This is a genomic window from Streptomyces sp. CB02414 (assembly GCF_001905385.1).
Classification (GTDB): Bacteria; Actinomycetota; Actinomycetes; order Streptomycetales; family Streptomycetaceae; genus Streptomyces.
In genome coordinates, this window is the sequence record NZ_LIPF01000002.1 from 813,088 (window position 1) to 829,062 (window position 15,975).

Below are 15,975 nucleotides of genomic sequence, written 5' to 3' on the forward strand. Positions count from 1 at the left end.
CAACACGAAGAGCAGCGACGAGGGCAACCACGAGGGGGTGGGCGCATGGCCGGTGGGCGGCGTGCGCGGCAGGGGACACGGCAGGAGACACGGCGGGAGATCGAGCAGTTCCTGAGCATCGGGCCGGTGCAGGTCGCCGAGCTGGATCTGCCGGCGGCTCGGGAGGCGGCGGGGGCGGGGGGCGACCCTGGCGACGAGGGTGTTGAGCTGAGACCGGGGCCGGGCAGCGCACCGGTCACGTCCGGTTCGGTGTTCGTACTGGTCAGACGTGCGGGGCAGCCCGTCGGCACCCTCCTCGGGCAGGTGCCCGACGGCGCGGATCCGGTGGCGGTGCTGACCGGGCTCGCCCGGGAGCTGCCCCCACAGGCTGCGCCGGCGCCGTTGCCCGTGCCGCCGTCCGCCAGCGTCGTGGTCGCCACCCGGGAACGCGCCGGCCAACTGGCCCGCGCCCTGGACTCGCTGCTCGCCCAGGACCACCCGGACTCCGAGATCGTCGTCGTCGACAACGCGCCCGTGACCGAGGAGACCCGGGAGCTGGTCGAGCGGAAGTACGGCGAGCGGGTGCGGTACGTGTGCGAACCGGTGCCCGGACTCGCCATCGCCCACAACCGGGGCCTGGCGGCCGTACGCGGCCAGGTGGTCGCCTTCACCGACGACGACGTGGTCGCCGACCCGCGCTGGCTCACCGAACTGACCGCGCCCTTCGCCGCCGACCCGGGACTGGGCTGCGCCACGGGGCTGATCCTGCCCGCGCGGCTGCGCACCCCCGCCCAGGTGCTGCTGGAGAGCCACGGCGGCTTCGCGAAGGGGTTCACCCCGCGCACGTACGACCCGGCGCACCCGCCCGCCGGCGAGCCGCTGTTCCCGTTCACCGCGGGCCGCTTCGGCTCCGGCGCCAACATGGCCTTCCGCACGGCGGTGCTGCGCTCGGTGGGAGGCTTCGACCCGGCGACCGGCGCGGGCACACGGGCGCGGGGCGGCGACGACCTCTACGGGTTCGTGCGCGTCCTCACCGAGGGGCGGCGGCTGCGGTACACGCCGAGCGCGCTGGTCTGGCACCACCACCGGGAGACCTGGCGGGACCTGGAGACGCAGGCGTACGGCTACGGCGCCGGCCTCACCGCCTACCTCACGGCGGTCCTGGTGAACCGGCCCGCGCTGCTGCCGGCCTTCCTCGCGCGGGTGCCGGGCGGGCTGGCGCACGCGCGGGGGCTGACGGCCGTGCGGGCGTCCGGTGCGGGGGGCGATTCCGGTGCGGGTGCGGGCGTGCCGGGTGGGCACGACTCCCGTACGCATCCCTGGCCGCGGCGGCTGTCCCGGCTGCAGCGCCGGGGCATGCTGTACGGCCCCGTCGGCTATCTGCGCGCCCGCCGGGCGCTGCGCACGGTCGGGCTGGAGGCGAGATGAACGAGGGGGCTCCCGCGCACATACCCGTCTTCCTGTACCACGCGGTGATGGACGACCCGCCCTCGTGGATCGCCGAGTTCACCGTCCGTCCCAAGGAGTTCGCGGCGCACCTCGCCGCCATCGCCGACAGCGGCCGGACGCCCATCACCATCGGCGTGCTCGCCGACCACCTCGCCGGGCGGGCGCCGCTGCCGCCCCGGCCGGTGCTGCTCACCTTCGACGACGGCTTCGCCGACCTGCCCGGCCCCACGGCCGAGGCGCTGGCCGGGCGCGGGATGCCCGCCACCGCGTATCTGACCACCGGCGCCATCGCCCCGGGTGGCCGCAGCCTGCTGCCGCCCGCACCGATGATGACGCTGGACGCGGTGGCGGAGCTGGAACGTTCCGGCATGGAGATCGGCAGCCACACCGTCACCCATGCCCAGCTCGACACCCTGTCCGCCAGGGACCTGGCGTACGAACTGCGCCGGTCCAAGGCGGTGCTGGAGGACGCCCTCGGGCATCCGGTGCGCCACCTCGCCTATCCGCACGGCTACAACAGCGCGAAGGTGCGGTCGCTGTCGGCCCGCGCCGGGTACGAGACGGCCACCGCGGTGCGGCACGCGCTCAGTTCGGACCGCGACGAGCGGTACCGCATCGCGCGGCTCATCGTGCGGCAGAGCCACACGGTCGCCGACGTGGCGGGGTGGCTGGCGGGAGGGGGCGCCCGGATCGCTCCCTACCGCGACGGTCCGAAGACGGTGGCGTGGCGCTGGTACCGGCGGGGGCGGGCCATGGTCCGGGGGCCCGAGTTCGCCGGGTGACGACCGCGCGGGTTCGCCGACGACCCACCCGTCATTCGAGCGGCTGGTTCAGGTGGGGGTCGGCGGCCACCTTGCGCAGGCTGCCCCACGCCTGCTCGTTGGCTATGGCCAGATTGCAGTGCGGTCCCGGGTCGCGGTAGTTCCACTGGAGGGCCGCCTTGACGCCCTCCAGGTCCTTGAGCACGCCGGGCACCTGCGCGTACCAGTCCGCCTGCCGGTCCGGGCGCTTCGGATCGGACGCGCTGCCGAACTCCGACAGCATCAGGGGCTTGTCGTCGGAGATGTTGGCGCGGATCCAGTCGTGGCTGGCGTACTGGGTCTGGGCGAAGCTGAGCCAGTCCGTCTCGTGGCAGAGGTAGTAGTTGTACTGGTTGTAGCCGATCCAGTCGACGTACTCGTCCCCCGGGTACATCTTCTCGAAGAGGTCGGCGTGGTTCAGGTAGCCCGTGATGATCCAGGTCCACACGACGTTGTCGACGCCCAGCTCGCGGAAACGGTCGTGGATGTGCCGGTAGGCCCGGACGTATTCGGCCGGGGTGCCGTTGTCGGGAGTGCGGGTGTCCATCTCCAGGTCGAAGGAGAGGAACACCTTCTTCCCCGTCCGCTCCCCGTACTCCTTGATCCGCCGCGCCTGGACGTCGATGACGGAGTCGTCCAGGTCACCGGCGGCTATCTGCTTCCAGGTGGGCTGCTGCCGCTTAGTGCCGCCCCACCACTTGCTCTCCCAGGACAGCAGCAGCATGCGGTCCTCTCCGACCTGCTGCTCCTGCTCGGTGAGGAGCTGGCCCTCCAGGCGGGTCTCCGTGACGGCGGACATGTCGTGGTACGTGTACACGATGTCGAGCCGGCGGCCGACCTGCTCCTCGTAGGCGTACACCTTCTCGGCCAGGTCGGGCTTGTCGTGCGGCACGAAGGCGCCGAACCAGGCTCCGCAGGGCGGTTCGAGAAGCTCGGTAGGGCGGCACTTCGGGTCGTCGGCCGGGTCGGCCGGGCCGGAGGCGTCGCGCAGGGCGAGCACCGCGACCAGGACCGCGCAGGTGGCCGTGACGGAGGTGATCAGCAGCCGTCGCCGGCCCCGGGCCCGGTGTTCCTCCGGGGTCCTGGGCCGGCGGTGCTGTCCGGTCGTCGTCGAGTCCCCGCGTGTACGGCGAGCGGGACGGGCGAACCTCACAGAGTGGAACCCTTCCGTGTCCTCGGCGGCGCCTCCGGCGCCGTCCTGGGCGTCGGGGAGGCCCGCAGGCGCGGGCAGAACGCGGCCAGCGTGGTCAGCAGGGTGAGCGTCAGCAGGACGCGGTCCCCGCTGAAGGCCTGCGCGGCTATCAGCACCGTGGCGACGAGCATCGCGGCGCCGACACTGAGCAGGACGGCCAGCATCAGCCGTTCGAGCAGGTCGGAGTGGCGTTCGAAGCGGGCGTCATGCCGTTCGACGGGGCCCTCCGCGCGGCGGGTGCGCAGCGCCGGGCCGCAGAGCCCGACCAGGGCCGCGCCCGGGCCGACGGCCAGGAAGACGGCGACCGCCGCGCCGCGCAGCGGCGAGCCGCCGGGTAGGGCGAGTGCGGCGAGCGCCAGCCAGCCGCCGAACGGGGGCAGCATGCGGATCACGAGGTCCTGCGGTGTCATGGCGTCCTGCTGTGTCATGGCGTCCTGCTGTGTCATGGCGTTCTGCTGTTTCATCGTCCGGCCCGCCTCTCGTCAGCTCGCCGGTTTCAGGACGTAGAGCACGCCGGCGTCGTTCTCGCCGACCAGTTCGAACGCGGGCGACGACGCCACGGACTCCCGGATGCGGTCCAACTGGGCCTTGTCCAGCTGGCCGTTCATTTCCGAGTTGGCCACCTGCCCCTGCGTGAGCAGGAAGTAGGCGCGGGCCGGGGCTTCCACGGCGGCCATGTCGCGGGCCAGGACGGTGGCCGGGTCGCGCACGATCTCGTCGACGTGGCGCCGGTCGTCGTCGAGGAACCAGTAGTGGTCGACTCTCCAGTACTGCTCGTAGGCGAGCGGGTAGTTCCGGTTGGCGGCGACGACCAGGGAGTCGTCGGGGGCCTGGCCGAAGAGCTGATCGACGAGGGCGACCTCCCGGGGCGGGAAGTAGTTGACGCGATCCTTGCCGGAGTAGCTCGGCACGAACGCCAGCGTCCCGGCGAGCAGCACGAGCAACGGCACCCACACGCCGTATCGCAGCGAGGGCAGCGCGGGCAGCGGGACCCGGCGCCGCCGGGCGGTGGTGGGCTTCGGCGAGCGCCCCGCCGTCTCCAGCGCCGCAGCGTCGGCGGCCAGGGTACGGACCTTGGGCAGCAGCGCGGCGGCGGCGAAGAAGGCGGCGCCGGGCAGCGTGAACATCAGCACCCGGAAGATCATTTCGCTGCCGTAGCTGCTCGCCACGAACATCGGCAGCGGCGCCGCCGCGACCAGCAGCAGCGGCAGCGCCCGGTGCCGCAGCACCCGTTGGCGCAGGACGCCGGCCAGCGCGAGCAGCAGTACCGATCCCGACAGCAGCCGGGCCGCCCAGGAGGTCGCCACCGCGCCGGTGCCGGTGGGTGTGGTTCCGTATCCGGTCTCGACGTTGGCGCCGACGTCACCGATGGAGCGGATCATGTCCGGCATGGCGGTGGACAGGAAGGGCAGTGCGGCCGTGAGGCACCAGGCCAGGAAGATCACCACCGTGGTGACGACCGGGACCCAGTCACGGTACCGGCGGGTGAGGGCCAGGGCGGCGAGCGTCACGACGAGCATGCCGGGCGTCAGCTGGTGCGAGACGACGATGGCCGTGACCAGCACGCTGAGCAGCACGGTCCACACCGCCTGACCCTGCCGGCCGCGCCGACCGCCGGAGCGGCCGTAGCGGCGCAGTACGACCGCGATGACGCCCAGGTGCAGGGCGAAGGCGACGGACTGCGGGGAGAAGTAGTCCTGGCCGACCCAGTTGCCGACGCAGAACAGCCACACGGCGGTCCAGATCAGCCGCCGGTCCTCGGTGAAGGTCCGGTAGATCAGCAGCAGCGGGAGCAGCAGCAGGACGCTGGAGACCAACGGCCACCAGGCCATGTACATCGCGGCGTTGTCCACGCCCAGCAGGCGCACCAGCGCGGCCTGGGCGGCGAAGAAGCCGGGCCACTGGTCGTAGACGGCCATGTCGCCGAGCTGATCCGCGCCCTGGAGGCTGCCGGCGGTGAGCAGGTGGTCGATGACGGCGTCGTGCTTCCACGCCCACGCGTACAGCGGGGTTGGGTAGAGAAGGGCCTGGGTGGCCCGTTCCATGACCAGCAGGCCCAGGACGTACGCGAACGACCAGGCGCCCGGGCGGCGCGGATCGCGGACCGTGAACCAGAAGCCGCCGGTCAGGACGGCGAGCCCGGCCCAGAAGGCGGGGTGCAGGGCGCTGACGAGACCGAAGTCGTCCAGGGCGGACACGTCGGTGTGCCGTAGCGCGTAGCCCCACAGGGCGAGCGCGGCGAGCAGCGGCAGGGCCGGCCAGGTGGCGGCCGCGCGGGCCGGCCAGGCGGCGGGGGCGAGTTCGGACAGATCCGTCACGGGCGGCTCGGTGGCGGAGCCGGAGGGCTCCGGGGTAGGGGGTCGGTGGGCGGCGCGTGCGGGCCCCTGGGGGACGGGCTCCCGACCCGGCCGGGCGGACGCCTCCTGCGAGGTCCGGGTGGCCGTCTCCTGCGAGGCGCGGGGGGACTCCGTCGCCTCTCGCGCGCGGACATGCCCGCGCCCGTGCTCCTGCTCCTCCTCGTGTTCGTGCTCGGGATCGTGTTGGTGCTCGGGATCGTGTTCGTGCTCGGACACGGCGGCGGTCGTCCCGGCCGTCCCAGTCGTCTCCGGCTTCTCCAGGGGCGTCGTCGCGGAGTCCCTGTTCGGCGCGTCCGGGTTTTCCTGCCCGGGCACGGGCTCTGGTACGGATCTCTCCCGTGGAGTTGCTGGCGGACGCACGACGGTTCCCCCCTGGCGATTCGGCTCTGCGCTTGATCAGTCCCTGGACGTGTCGTTCGGTCTGGTGTGGTGCGCGGGCTGTGTCATGTCCGTCGTCAGGGCGGGGCGGCGGAGCGACAGGAGCACGACGGCGAGGACGAGCAGCAGCAGCAGCGGCGGCGCGAGCGGCGCGAGCTCGGCGCGCCAGACCCAGCCCCCCACCGCGGCGAGATACAGAACCCCCCAGCGCCCCTGCCACGGCAGCCGGCCACCCGCCTTCGCGAGGAGCAGCCACAGCGGTACGAGACACAGCAACTGCAGGACGAGCGGCGCCCAGCGGAGCAGCGGGGCGGGCCCGTCGAGCCCCGCCGCTTCCGCCAGAAAACCGGCCGTCTCGGTATAGAACGTCCCACCGACCGCCTCCGGTTCCCGGCCGAGGGCCACGGGTGCCGCGTGCAGGGTGAGGACGGCGGCACCCAGCGCGGCGCCGGGCAGCCGCGGGTCGGTCGCCACGCACAACGTCACCGAGGCCACGAACACCACGAGCAGCACCGCTCCGGCGACGAGCGCAGACAGGGGCAGTTCCCGCAGCAGCTCCCGGCCCGTGAGTTCGGCCTCGGTCACGCCGGCGCCCAGCCACGGAAGTTCGCGCGACGCGACCAGGAGGACGACGGTGGCGATGCCGAGCAACAGCCACAGGGCAGGACGCAGGAGCCGCTCGGGGACGGCCCCGATCCCGTCGCCGCCCGCCGCCCCGTCGTCGGGGAAGTCGTCGCCGAAGTCCGCGGCGGACGCGCCAGCCTCGGCGCGTGAAGGGGCGGGATGCTCAGCGCCGACCGCGGGCGCGTACTCACCTTCAGGCTTTATCTCCGCGTCCGGACGGGACCCCGGCTCGGTCTCGGGCGCGGGCCCGGAGTCGGTCTCGGGCGCGGGCCCGGAGTCGGTCTCGGGCGCGGGCCGGGGGTCGGCGTCCGGCTCGGTCCCGGGCTCCGCGCCGGCGTCCCGTGGCCGCCGGACGATCACCGCGAGGGTGTCCGCCTCCAAGGCCTCCCGTTCGTACCCGGGACGCCCTATGAACAGGGCGACCGTGTCCTCCCGCACCGCGTCGTCGGTCTGCCCGTGCTCGTACGCCGCCCGCCGCGCCCAGTTGGTGCCGTACCCCGCGGTGGCGTTCAGCCGGGCCCAGCGAGTGCCGTACGCCGCACCGGGGCCCGGCTCGCCGCCGGTTCGCGTCGCGGTGCCGGCGGGGAGCGCGTCCGGCCCCCCGCTCCCTCCGGGGCGACGCCCGCCCCCGTCGCCGCCTCGCAGGACGGCACGCAGTCCGGGCACACAGCCGATGGCGACCACGGTCATGCCGCCCAGCACCGCCCAGCCGGCGCCCGCGATCCCGGCCGGTGTGAACAGCATCGCCGCGCTGCCCAGCACCAGGACGCACATGGTGCCCTGCACGGCGGCCAGTGCGCCGGTGCGGCCCTGGACGCGCAGTACGCCGATGTACAACTCGACCACGATGCGCGGCAGGGCCCCGATGGCGAGCAGCCGCAGCACCGTGGAGCCGTGTTCGGCGTAGCCGTCGTCGAAGGGCGTGAGGATCTGTGGGGCGAAGGCGACCAGGAAGAGGACGACCGGCACCAGCAGCAGCGTCATGCGGCGCAGCGCTCCGCGGACGCCGTCGGCGAGGCGGCGCGGGTCGTGCGAGGCGTGCGCGGTGAGGGAGGAGGCCATGTTGATGGCCATGAACTCCATGGTGCCGCCGACGGTGTAGGCCACGTAGAAGTAGCCGTTCTCCGCGGCGCTGAAGTTGACCGCGACCATCACCGGCAGCAGGTTGATCATCGCCAGGCTGAACAGCGCGCCCAGCGAGTCCCCGGCCAGGAACCGTCCCATCTCGCGGACCTTGGGCGGCTCCACGTCGTGGTCGGCGGCGGCCTGGCGCGGGATGAGCCTGCGGAAGATCAGCCAGCCGAGCGGCAGGGTGGAGAAAGCGATGGCCACGGCCCAGGACACGAAGATGCCGAGCACCGGCAACGCGGTGGCGAAGACGGCGAGCAGGATCAGCTTCCCGACCGAGAACACGGCGTTCCCGGCGGGCACCCACTCCGCCTTGCGCAGCCCGGTCAGCACACCGTCCTGGAGGGTGAGCAGGGCCCACGCCACGCAGGCCGCGACGAACAGGGCCCCCGCCTCCGCGGTGCCCAGCGGGGCGTAGGACGCGCCCCACAGGTCGAGGGTGAGCAGGAAGACGACCGCGGCGAGGGCGACGACCACCGAGCTGGCCGCGTACGCCCGCCACACCAGGGGCCCGGTCGCACGGCCGGCCCGTGGCACGAATCGGACGACGGCGCCGATCATCGTGGTCGCCGTGATGCTGGCGAGCAGCCGCATCGCGGCGATGGCGGCGGAGCCCTGCCCGACCGCCTCCTCCGAGTAGTAGCGGGCGGCCACGAGCCAGAAGCCGAGGCCGAGCACGGCGGAGACGCCGGTGCTGAGCATGAGGAAGTAGGCGTTCTTGAAGAGCGAGTCGCCGCCGCGTCCGCGCCCGGCCGGCGTCGGGCCGCCGCCCGCGGATGCCGCGGCCGTCTCGTGGACCTGCGTCTCAGCCACCGGACGGAACCAGCCCTTCCGGCGCCTCGGCGGGCCCCACCCCGGACTCCTCCAGCGCCGCGACCACCGAACGGGCCCGCAGCGGGTCCACCGGCAGCGCGTGCCGCGCGAACCAGCGCGCGCCCTCGGGCGACGGGGACGGGTCGGTGAAGGCCGCGCCCGCGTAGTCGTCCAGCGGCGGGTCGTAGAGGTAGCCGACGACGATGCCGCGCCGGGCCAGCGCACGTACCGCCGCGTCCCGGTCCGCCACGAGCAGCGGCACCCGGAACAACGGCTGGACGGGAGCCCGCGCTTGTCCGCCCGCGGGCTGTCCCCAGCGGGTCGACAACAGCAGTTCCGTACCCGCCCGGCAGTCCGCGAGGACGTCGTCCAGCCGGTCGAGCCTGCGCCCGATGCGCCCGAGCCGGAACCGGCCGGCCCGCAACCGGTAGTCGTGCATGTCGACGCGGACCCAGGAGTCGTGGGCGTCCAGGTCGGGAGCCGAGGCGACCGCGCGGGTCAGCTCCTCCGGACGCAGCGGCATCCGGATCTCCTCGCGCTCCATCAGGCCCAGCATCCGCATCGTGGCCCAGGCGGCTCGCCGCAACCGCAGTCCGCGCACGACGGTCTCCGCGTACGGCCGTACGGCGTAGGCGAGTTCGGCCGTCGTGCGGCGCGGCAGCAGCAGATCGTCGCAGGCCTTCTCCAGCGCCTCCCGCAATCCCGGGTCGGCGAACGCGAGGATGCCTCCGGCCTTGGCGCCGACGTGCTTGGACAGGCTGAAAACGGAGGCGTCGCCCCAGGAGCCGACCGGCCGGCCACCCACCTCGCTGCCGATGGCGTGCGCGGCGTCCTCGAACAGCGGGATGCCGAGCGCGTCGCAACGGGCCCGCAGACCGGGGGCCGGGTCCGGGTTCCCGTACAGGTTCGTCGTCAGTACGGCGGACAGGGAACCCCACACGTCCTCGGGCACGGCATCGATGTCGATGGACGCGTCCGACGGCTTCAACGGGGCCTGCACCGGCCGGAGTCCGGCTGCGAGCACCACGAAGAAGATGACGTCGTCGTTGACCGGTGACATCAGCACCCGGCCGCCCGGCGGGCACCAGTGACGCAGTGCCGCGTACAGCCCGAAACGGCACGACGGTACGTACACGCATTCCCGGCCGAGTCGGCCGCGCATGGTCCCTTCCAGCCGCTTCTTCGGCTGCGAACCATCCCGCACCGAACCCGGACCGGCCTCCCCAATGGCCATCCGCCCCCCTGGTGTGCCATTGAAGGCCCCCTCCCCGAGGCCTTCCAGCACCCGCCCAGAGTCGCCCTGTTCGCACCGCTCCGTCAAGATTGCGTACCGGCCTGTGGACAACTTCCCGCACTCAAACGGAAGCGGAGCGCAACATTTCCCCGCGTCCACGCGGGCGCGCGCCGACTGCCGAGGCACCGCCCCAACAACCACTCTCCCCGTCTCCCGCACCGGCCGCCGGACCACTCCCCGCACGTCAGCACACCTGCGCGCACTCTGCTCGCCACGCACCGCCACCTCCCGATGCACTGCCCAACACCGGTATGACACCCGTAACGTGTGGCCCGGCCCACGAACCACGTGGCACACCCGGCGCGCACGGCGCACATGGCGAGCACGAAAGCGAGGCAGCACCCGATGCCCCCCTTCGATGTCCCCGAGGGCGACCCCTTCGGCCCGCACAACCTCCCGTACGGCGTGTTCTCGATCCCCGGCACGCAGGACCGGACGGTGGGCGTCCGGCTCGGCGACCACGTCCTCGACGCCGGCGCAGCGGCCCACGCGCTCGGCTCGCCGTACGCCTCCCTGCTCGCGCGGCCCACCCTCAACCCGCTGCTGGCGGCCGGCCGCACCGCCTGGTCCGACGTGCGGCGCGCCCTGACCGCCTGGGTGACGGTCCCCGCCCACCGCGAGACCCTGGAGCCTCTCTTCCACCCCCTCTCGTCGGTGACCCTCCACCTGCCCTTCGAGGTCGCGGACTACGTCGACTTCTACGCCTCCGAGAACCACGCCCGGAACGTCGGCCAGATCTTCCGTCCCGACGCCGCCGACTCCCTCACCCCCAACTGGAAACACCTCCCCATCGGCTACCACGGCCGCTCCGGCACGGTCGTCGTGTCCGGCACGGACGTCGTACGCCCGTGCGGACAGCGCAAGGCCCCGGCCGACGCCGCACCCGTCTTCGGCCCGTCCGTACGCCTGGACATCGAGGCCGAGGTCGGCTTCGTGGTGGGTGTGCCGTCCGAGCCGGGCGACCCGGTGCCGCTCGGCGACTTCCGCGAGCACGTCTTCGGGCTGTGCCTCCTCAACGACTGGTCCGCGCGGGACGTCCAGGCCTGGGAGTACGTCCCCCTCGGCCCCTTCCTCGGCAAGTCGTTCGCCACGTCGGTGTCGGCCTGGATCACGCCGCTGGACGCCCTGGAGGAGGCACGGGTGGCGCCGCCGGAGCGCACTCACGAGCTGCTGCCCTACCTCGACGACACCGACCCGGAACTGGACGAGCCCGGAGGCTACGACCTGCGGATCACCGTCACGATCAACGACCATGTCGTTTCCGAACCCCCGTTCTCCACCATGTACTGGACAGCCGCCCAGCAACTGGCCCACATGACCGTCAACGGCGCCTCCCTGCGCACCGGCGACCTCTACGGCTCCGGCACGGTGAGCGGTCCCACGGAGCGGGAACGCGGCTCCTTGCTGGAACTGACCTGGAACGGCCGCGACCCGCTGGAACTCCCCGACGGCAAGCGGACGTTCCTGGAGGACGGGGACGTGGTGACCCTGTCGGCCTGGGCACCTGGCCCGGACGGCGTCCGGGTGGGTCTGGGCGAGGTGACCGGCCGGATCGCCGCACCGCGCACCGGCCGGTAGCCCACGCGCCACCCACGGACGGCAGCCCCGCGAGCGCCCCGCACCCGCGCGGGCACCGCCCCCGTCGCACCGGCCCGGTATGCGCGCGGACGGCAGTTCCGCCGCAGGCTCCCGCACTCGCGGCGGACGGCAGCCCGTCGCAAGGCCCGGTGTTCGCGCGTGCGCTGCCCCCGTCGCGAACTCCGGCACTCCCGCAGACGGCAGGCCGCCGAAGCCCCGGCATCCGCGCGGGCGGCAGCCTCACCGCGCGTCGGCCCGATGGTCGCGCTGGCGGCGCCGCGATGCGGTGCGATGCGGTGTGACGCGATGCGCCGGATCGGTTGCCCGCCGGGGACTGACTCACACCGCCCGTCACCGTCATACTGGCGTCGGGCGGTGTGCGCGGCACGGCGTGTCCGCACCCGTGACAGCAGCCTCCCACCGGGCCACCGGGGCCCGCCGAAGCCCCGGCACCGCCCACCACCACCGCACCACAGCCAGAGCCGCCCTTCCGACCAGGATCCGGAGCCCGTGGCATGACCCTCTGCCTGCTCCTGCTGTTCGTCGTCGCCGTGACCGCCGCGGTACCGGTACCGCGCGCGCTGACCCGGTCCGCGTGGCCCGAACGCGACCCGGTCGTCGCCCTGTGGGTGTGGCAGTGCCTGGTCGCCACCGTCCTGCTGTGCTGCCTGACGGCACTCGTGCTCGGGGCCGCCGCGATCTTCGGGACGGTCCGCGCCCAGCTCTTCGCGCCGGCGCCGCCCGCGGTGACCGCCGCTTACAACCTCTCCGCCGGCCCGCCCTGGGCCGCCGCCCTCACCCTGCTGCTGGCCGGCGGCGCCGCATGGACGACCGCCATGCTCGCCCGCGAACTCGTCGAGGCCCGCCGACGCCGTGCCCAGTCCCGCGCCCACCTGCGCGAGCGCGCCCCCGATCTGCCCGCCGGGCTCCCCGCCGCCCGCGGCCCTCTGCTGGTCCTGGAGGACGAGTACCCGGACGCCTGGTGGATGCCGGGCAGCCCGCCCCAGCTGATCGTCACCACCGGCGCCCTGCAGCGTCTCACCGACCACCAGCTCGACGCCGTCCTCACCCACGAGCGCGGCCACGCCCGCGCCCGCCACGACTGGCTGCTGCACCTGTCCACCGCACTGGCCACCGGCTTCCCCCGAGTCCCCCTCTTCGCCCACTTCTGCGACCAGACCCACCGCCTGGTCGAACTGGCCGCCGACGACACCGCCTCACGCCGCTGCGGCCACCTGACCACGGCCCTGGCTTTGATCGAGCTGAACCAGCACCGGGGCGTCCTGTCCTGCGCCTCCAGCCACCGCCTCCTCGGCGAGCGGGTGGACCGCCTCCTCGAACCGCCGCCTCGCCTGACGCCTCGTCACCGGGCCCTGACCACGGCGACGGCCGCTCTCGTGCCCCTCGTCCCCCTGCTGATCACCTTCGCTCCCGGGCTGACGGCGCTGGCGTAGGGCCCGTCTCAACGGGAGCGACGGGCGACCAGCGGCCGGTCGCCGCCGTCCGCCCCTATATCCAGTCGTCCGGCTCCGGCTCGGGCTCCATCTCCGGCCAGTCGTCCGCACCCGGGTCGGAGCCGGAACCGGCCGACGGACGGCCCGGGGCGGGATCCGCCGCGACGGCAGGCCCTTCCTGCGCCGCCAGCACGGCCAGCACGCCCTCCCCGTACGTCGCCAGCTTCTTCTCACCCACCCCGCTGATGCCTCCGAGCTGCCCGACCGAGGTGGGCCAGGCGGTGGCGATCTCCCGGAGCGTGGCGTCGTGGAAGATGACGTACGCCGGGACGCCCTGCTCCCGCGCCTGCTCCGCGCGCCAGGCGCGCAGCGCCTCGAAGGCGGAAACCAGTTCCGGTGGCAGTTCGGCGGCGGCGGCCTTGGCCTTGCGGTCGCCTCGTCCGCCGCCCGACGCCCGTGCCGCAGCCGGCTTCTTGGGCTCCTTGCGCAGCGGCACCTCCCGCTCCCGGCGCAGGACCTCCCCACTGGCCTCGGTCAGCACCAGCGTGCCGTACTCGCCCTCGACGGCGAGCAGGCCCTGGGCCAGCAGCTGCCGGGCGACACCGCGCCACTCGCCCTCGGTCAGCTCCTCGCCGATGCCGAACACGGAGAGCTGGTCGTGGTCGAACTGGATCACCTTGGCCGTGCGCTTGCCCAGCAGGATGTCGATGATCTGCCCCGCGCCGAACTTCTGCCCGCGCTCCCGCTTCAGCCGTACCACCGTCGACAGCACCTTCTGCGCCGCGACCGTGCCGTCCCAGGTCTCCGGCGGGGTGAGGCAGGTGTCGCAGTTGCCGCAGCCGGCCGGGGCGGGCTCCTGCCCGAAGTAGGCGAGGAGCTGGCCGCGGCGGCACTGGGCGGTCTCGCACAGCGCGAGCATCGCGTCCAGGTGGGACTGCGCCCGGCGCCGGAACGCCTCGTCGCCCTCACCGGACTGGATCAGCTTGCGCTGCTGTATGACGTCGTTGAGTCCGTACGCCATCCAGGCCGTGGAAGGCAGGCCGTCCCGCCCCGCGCGGCCGGTCTCCTGGTAGTAGCCCTCGACCGACTTCGGGAGGTCGAGGTGGGCGACGAACCGTACGTCCGGCTTGTCGATGCCCATGCCGAAGGCGATGGTCGCGACGACCACCAGGCCCTCCTCCCGCAGGAACCTCGACTGGTGCGCCGCGCGGGTGCCCGCGTCCAGACCCGCGTGGTACGGGACCGCCTCGACGCCGTTGCGGGAGAGGAACTCGGCGGTCTTCTCGACGGAGTTGCGCGAGAGGCAGTAGACGATGCCCGCGTCGCCCGGGTGCTCCTCGCGCAGGAAGCTCAGGAGCTGCTTCTTGGGGTCGGACTTCGGCACGATCCGGTACTGGATGTTGGGCCGGTCGAAACTGGCCACGAAGTGCCGCGCCGTCGGCATGTTCAGCCGCTCGGTGATCTCGCGGTGCGTGGCGTGCGTGGCCGTCGCCGTGAGCGCGAGCCGGGGCACGTCCGGCCAGCGCTCACCGAGCAGGGACAGGGCCAGGTAGTCGGGCCGGAAGTCGTGGCCCCACTGCGAGACGCAGTGGGCCTCGTCGATCGCGAAGAGGGAGATCTTGCCCCGGGAGAGCAGGTCGAGGGTGCCCTCCAGCCGCAGCCGCTCGGGCGCCAGGTACAGCAGGTCCAGCTCGCCGGCGAGGAACTCTGCCTCCACCACGCGCCGCTCGTCGAAGTCCTGCGTGGAGTTCATGAACCCGGCCCGCACACCGAGCGCCCTCAGCGCGTCCACCTGGTCCTGCATCAGCGCGATCAGCGGCGAGACCACGATGCCCGTGCCGGGCCGGACCAGGGACGGAATCTGGTAGCACAGGGACTTTCCGCCGCCGGTCGGCATGAGCACGACGGCGTCGCCGCCCGCGATCACGTGGTCGACGACCGCTTCCTGCTCGCCGCGGAAGGCCTCGTACCCGAAGACCCGGTGCAGCGCGGCCAGCGCCTCACCGCCCACGCCGGTCATCTGTGCTGTCTCTGCCATCTCGCCGATCACACCCGTCCCACCCATCGCCTGGTCCCCCGTACGTCCTGCCTTGCCTGTCCGGGCCTTCTGGGTCCGTCCTGTCCATCTGGTCCGCCCTGTCCCGACCACTGCCTCAACGATAGGGGTCCGCGCCGACAGCGCCGGAGTTATCCACAGGCTTCGTCCATCGCCGAGCGTCACGACTGGATACCCTTGCGTGACAACCGACACTCCTATCGCTGGGACGCACAGAGTGGCATCCGAGGTCTCACCCACAAAGTGGCCGGCCCCTCCTCCCGAGGGCTGGACCGCTGACGATCTGGACCGCCTCCCCAGCCTTCCGGCGCATACGCAGCTGATCGATGCCGGACTTGTCTTCCCCTGCCCTCAGACGACCTTCCACGAACGGGCAACGTCCTTCTTCGGCCGGCAGCTCTCGGCAGCCGCAACACAAGGGCTCGACGTCCTGTGCAGGTTCACCATCGACGTGGACCGGCAGAACAGGCCGGAGCCGGACGTGCTGGTGCTGCGGGAAGAAGCGCTGACAAGTCCCGACCAGACGCGCGTCCCGGCGTCAGCTGTCGTACTGACCGTGGAGGTCGTCTCGCCGGACTCCGTCTCCCGCGACCGCGAGACCAAGCCCCTGAAGTACGCCCGGGCGGGCATCGCCCACTACTGGCGGGTGGAGAACGAGAAGGGTCTCGCCGTCGTCTACGCCTTCGAGCTGGAGCCCGCCACCGGGGCGTACGTCGCCGTCGGCATCTTCCGTGAGCGCATGAAGCTGAGCGCGCCCTTCCCGCTGGACCTGGACCTGACGGCCATCAAAGCGCGCCGCGGCGGCGAGTGACCCACTGCGCACACGGCGGCGGCCCGGCTGCCCTCCTGCGGGATGCCGGGCCGCCGCCGTGT

Annotated in this window: 11 protein-coding genes; 5 read left to right on the forward strand and 6 right to left on the reverse strand. The window is 73.0% G+C overall.

What is annotated here, in order from left to right:
• Positions 1–45 precede the first annotated feature (45 nt).
• A complete protein-coding gene (locus AMK11_RS09905) occupies positions 46–1,407 on the forward strand; it encodes a glycosyltransferase (protein ID WP_073725286.1) in 1,362 nt (453 codons plus the stop codon).
• Entirely contained in the window at positions 1,404–2,210 is an 807-nt protein-coding gene (locus AMK11_RS09910; protein ID WP_073725288.1) for a polysaccharide deacetylase family protein, read from the forward strand. The genes AMK11_RS09905 and AMK11_RS09910 overlap by 4 nt, the downstream gene beginning before the upstream one ends.
• A 31-nt stretch (positions 2,211–2,241) precedes the next feature.
• On the opposite strand, the gene AMK11_RS09915 is transcribed toward AMK11_RS09910, so the two are convergent.
• The 5 genes from AMK11_RS09915 to AMK11_RS09935 all read right to left on the reverse strand — a co-directional run bounded on the left by AMK11_RS09915 (position 2,242) and on the right by AMK11_RS09935 (position 9,882).
• Positions 2,242–3,381 carry a glycosyl hydrolase gene (locus AMK11_RS09915; RefSeq protein ID WP_079187332.1) on the reverse strand — a complete coding sequence of 380 codons (1,140 nt, stop codon included), beginning with the start codon at positions 3,379–3,381 and terminating at the stop codon, positions 2,242–2,244.
• A complete protein-coding gene (locus AMK11_RS09920) occupies positions 3,378–3,884 on the reverse strand; it encodes a hypothetical protein (protein WP_241846925.1) in 507 nt (168 codons plus the stop codon). Before AMK11_RS09920 ends, AMK11_RS09915 begins: the two co-directional genes overlap by 4 nt.
• An 18-nt stretch (positions 3,885–3,902) precedes the next feature.
• On the reverse strand, positions 3,903–5,738 hold the full coding sequence (locus AMK11_RS09925; protein WP_073725721.1) for a glycosyltransferase: 1,836 nt from the start codon (positions 5,736–5,738) through the stop codon (positions 3,903–3,905).
• A gap of 435 nt (positions 5,739–6,173) precedes the next feature.
• Positions 6,174–8,720: a lipopolysaccharide biosynthesis protein gene (locus AMK11_RS09930; RefSeq protein ID WP_073725290.1), complete on the reverse strand. Its 2,547-nt coding sequence runs from the start codon at positions 8,718–8,720 to the stop codon at positions 6,174–6,176.
• Entirely contained in the window at positions 8,713–9,882 is a 1,170-nt protein-coding gene (locus AMK11_RS09935) for a DegT/DnrJ/EryC1/StrS family aminotransferase (protein WP_073725292.1), read from the reverse strand. Before AMK11_RS09935 ends, AMK11_RS09930 begins: the two co-directional genes overlap by 8 nt.
• A gap of 477 nt (positions 9,883–10,359) precedes the next feature.
• Here AMK11_RS09935 and fahA point away from each other — a divergent pair, with 477 nt between their 5' ends.
• A complete protein-coding gene (fahA, locus tag AMK11_RS09940) occupies positions 10,360–11,592 on the forward strand; it encodes a fumarylacetoacetase (protein WP_073725294.1) in 1,233 nt (410 codons plus the stop codon).
• Between the two features lie 515 nt (positions 11,593–12,107).
• A complete protein-coding gene (locus AMK11_RS09945) occupies positions 12,108–13,046 on the forward strand; it encodes a M56 family metallopeptidase (protein WP_073725296.1) in 939 nt (312 codons plus the stop codon).
• 55 nt (positions 13,047–13,101) lie between these two features.
• On the opposite strand, the gene recQ is transcribed toward AMK11_RS09945, so the two are convergent.
• Positions 13,102–15,111, reverse strand: a complete 2,010-nt coding sequence (gene recQ, locus AMK11_RS09950) for a DNA helicase RecQ (protein WP_073725298.1) — start codon at positions 15,109–15,111, stop codon at positions 13,102–13,104.
• Positions 15,112–15,301: 190 nt separating this feature from the next.
• Between recQ and AMK11_RS09955 the strand changes: the two genes are divergently transcribed.
• On the forward strand, positions 15,302–15,913 hold the full coding sequence (locus tag AMK11_RS09955; RefSeq protein ID WP_383582671.1) for a Uma2 family endonuclease: 612 nt from the start codon (positions 15,302–15,304) through the stop codon (positions 15,911–15,913).
• Positions 15,914–15,975: the final 62 nt, after the last annotated feature.

Bases quoted from the DNA above. Each gene is read 5' to 3' on its own strand.
- recQ (WP_073725298.1), bottom strand. From the start codon at position 15,111: ATGGGTGGGACGGGTGTGATCGGCGAGATGGCAGAGACAGCACAGATG.
- AMK11_RS09935 (WP_073725292.1), bottom strand. From the start codon at position 9,882: ATGCGCGGCCGACTCGGCCGGGAATGCGTGTACGTACCGTCGTGCCGT.
- AMK11_RS09905 (WP_073725286.1), top strand. From the start codon at position 46: ATGGCCGGTGGGCGGCGTGCGCGGCAGGGGACACGGCAGGAGACACGG.
- fahA (WP_073725294.1), top strand. From the start codon at position 10,360: ATGCCCCCCTTCGATGTCCCCGAGGGCGACCCCTTCGGCCCGCACAAC.
- AMK11_RS09945 (WP_073725296.1), top strand. From the start codon at position 12,108: ATGACCCTCTGCCTGCTCCTGCTGTTCGTCGTCGCCGTGACCGCCGCG.
- AMK11_RS09920 (WP_241846925.1), bottom strand. From the start codon at position 3,884: ATGAAACAGCAGAACGCCATGACACAGCAGGACGCCATGACACAGCAG.
- AMK11_RS09910 (WP_073725288.1), top strand. From the start codon at position 1,404: ATGAACGAGGGGGCTCCCGCGCACATACCCGTCTTCCTGTACCACGCG.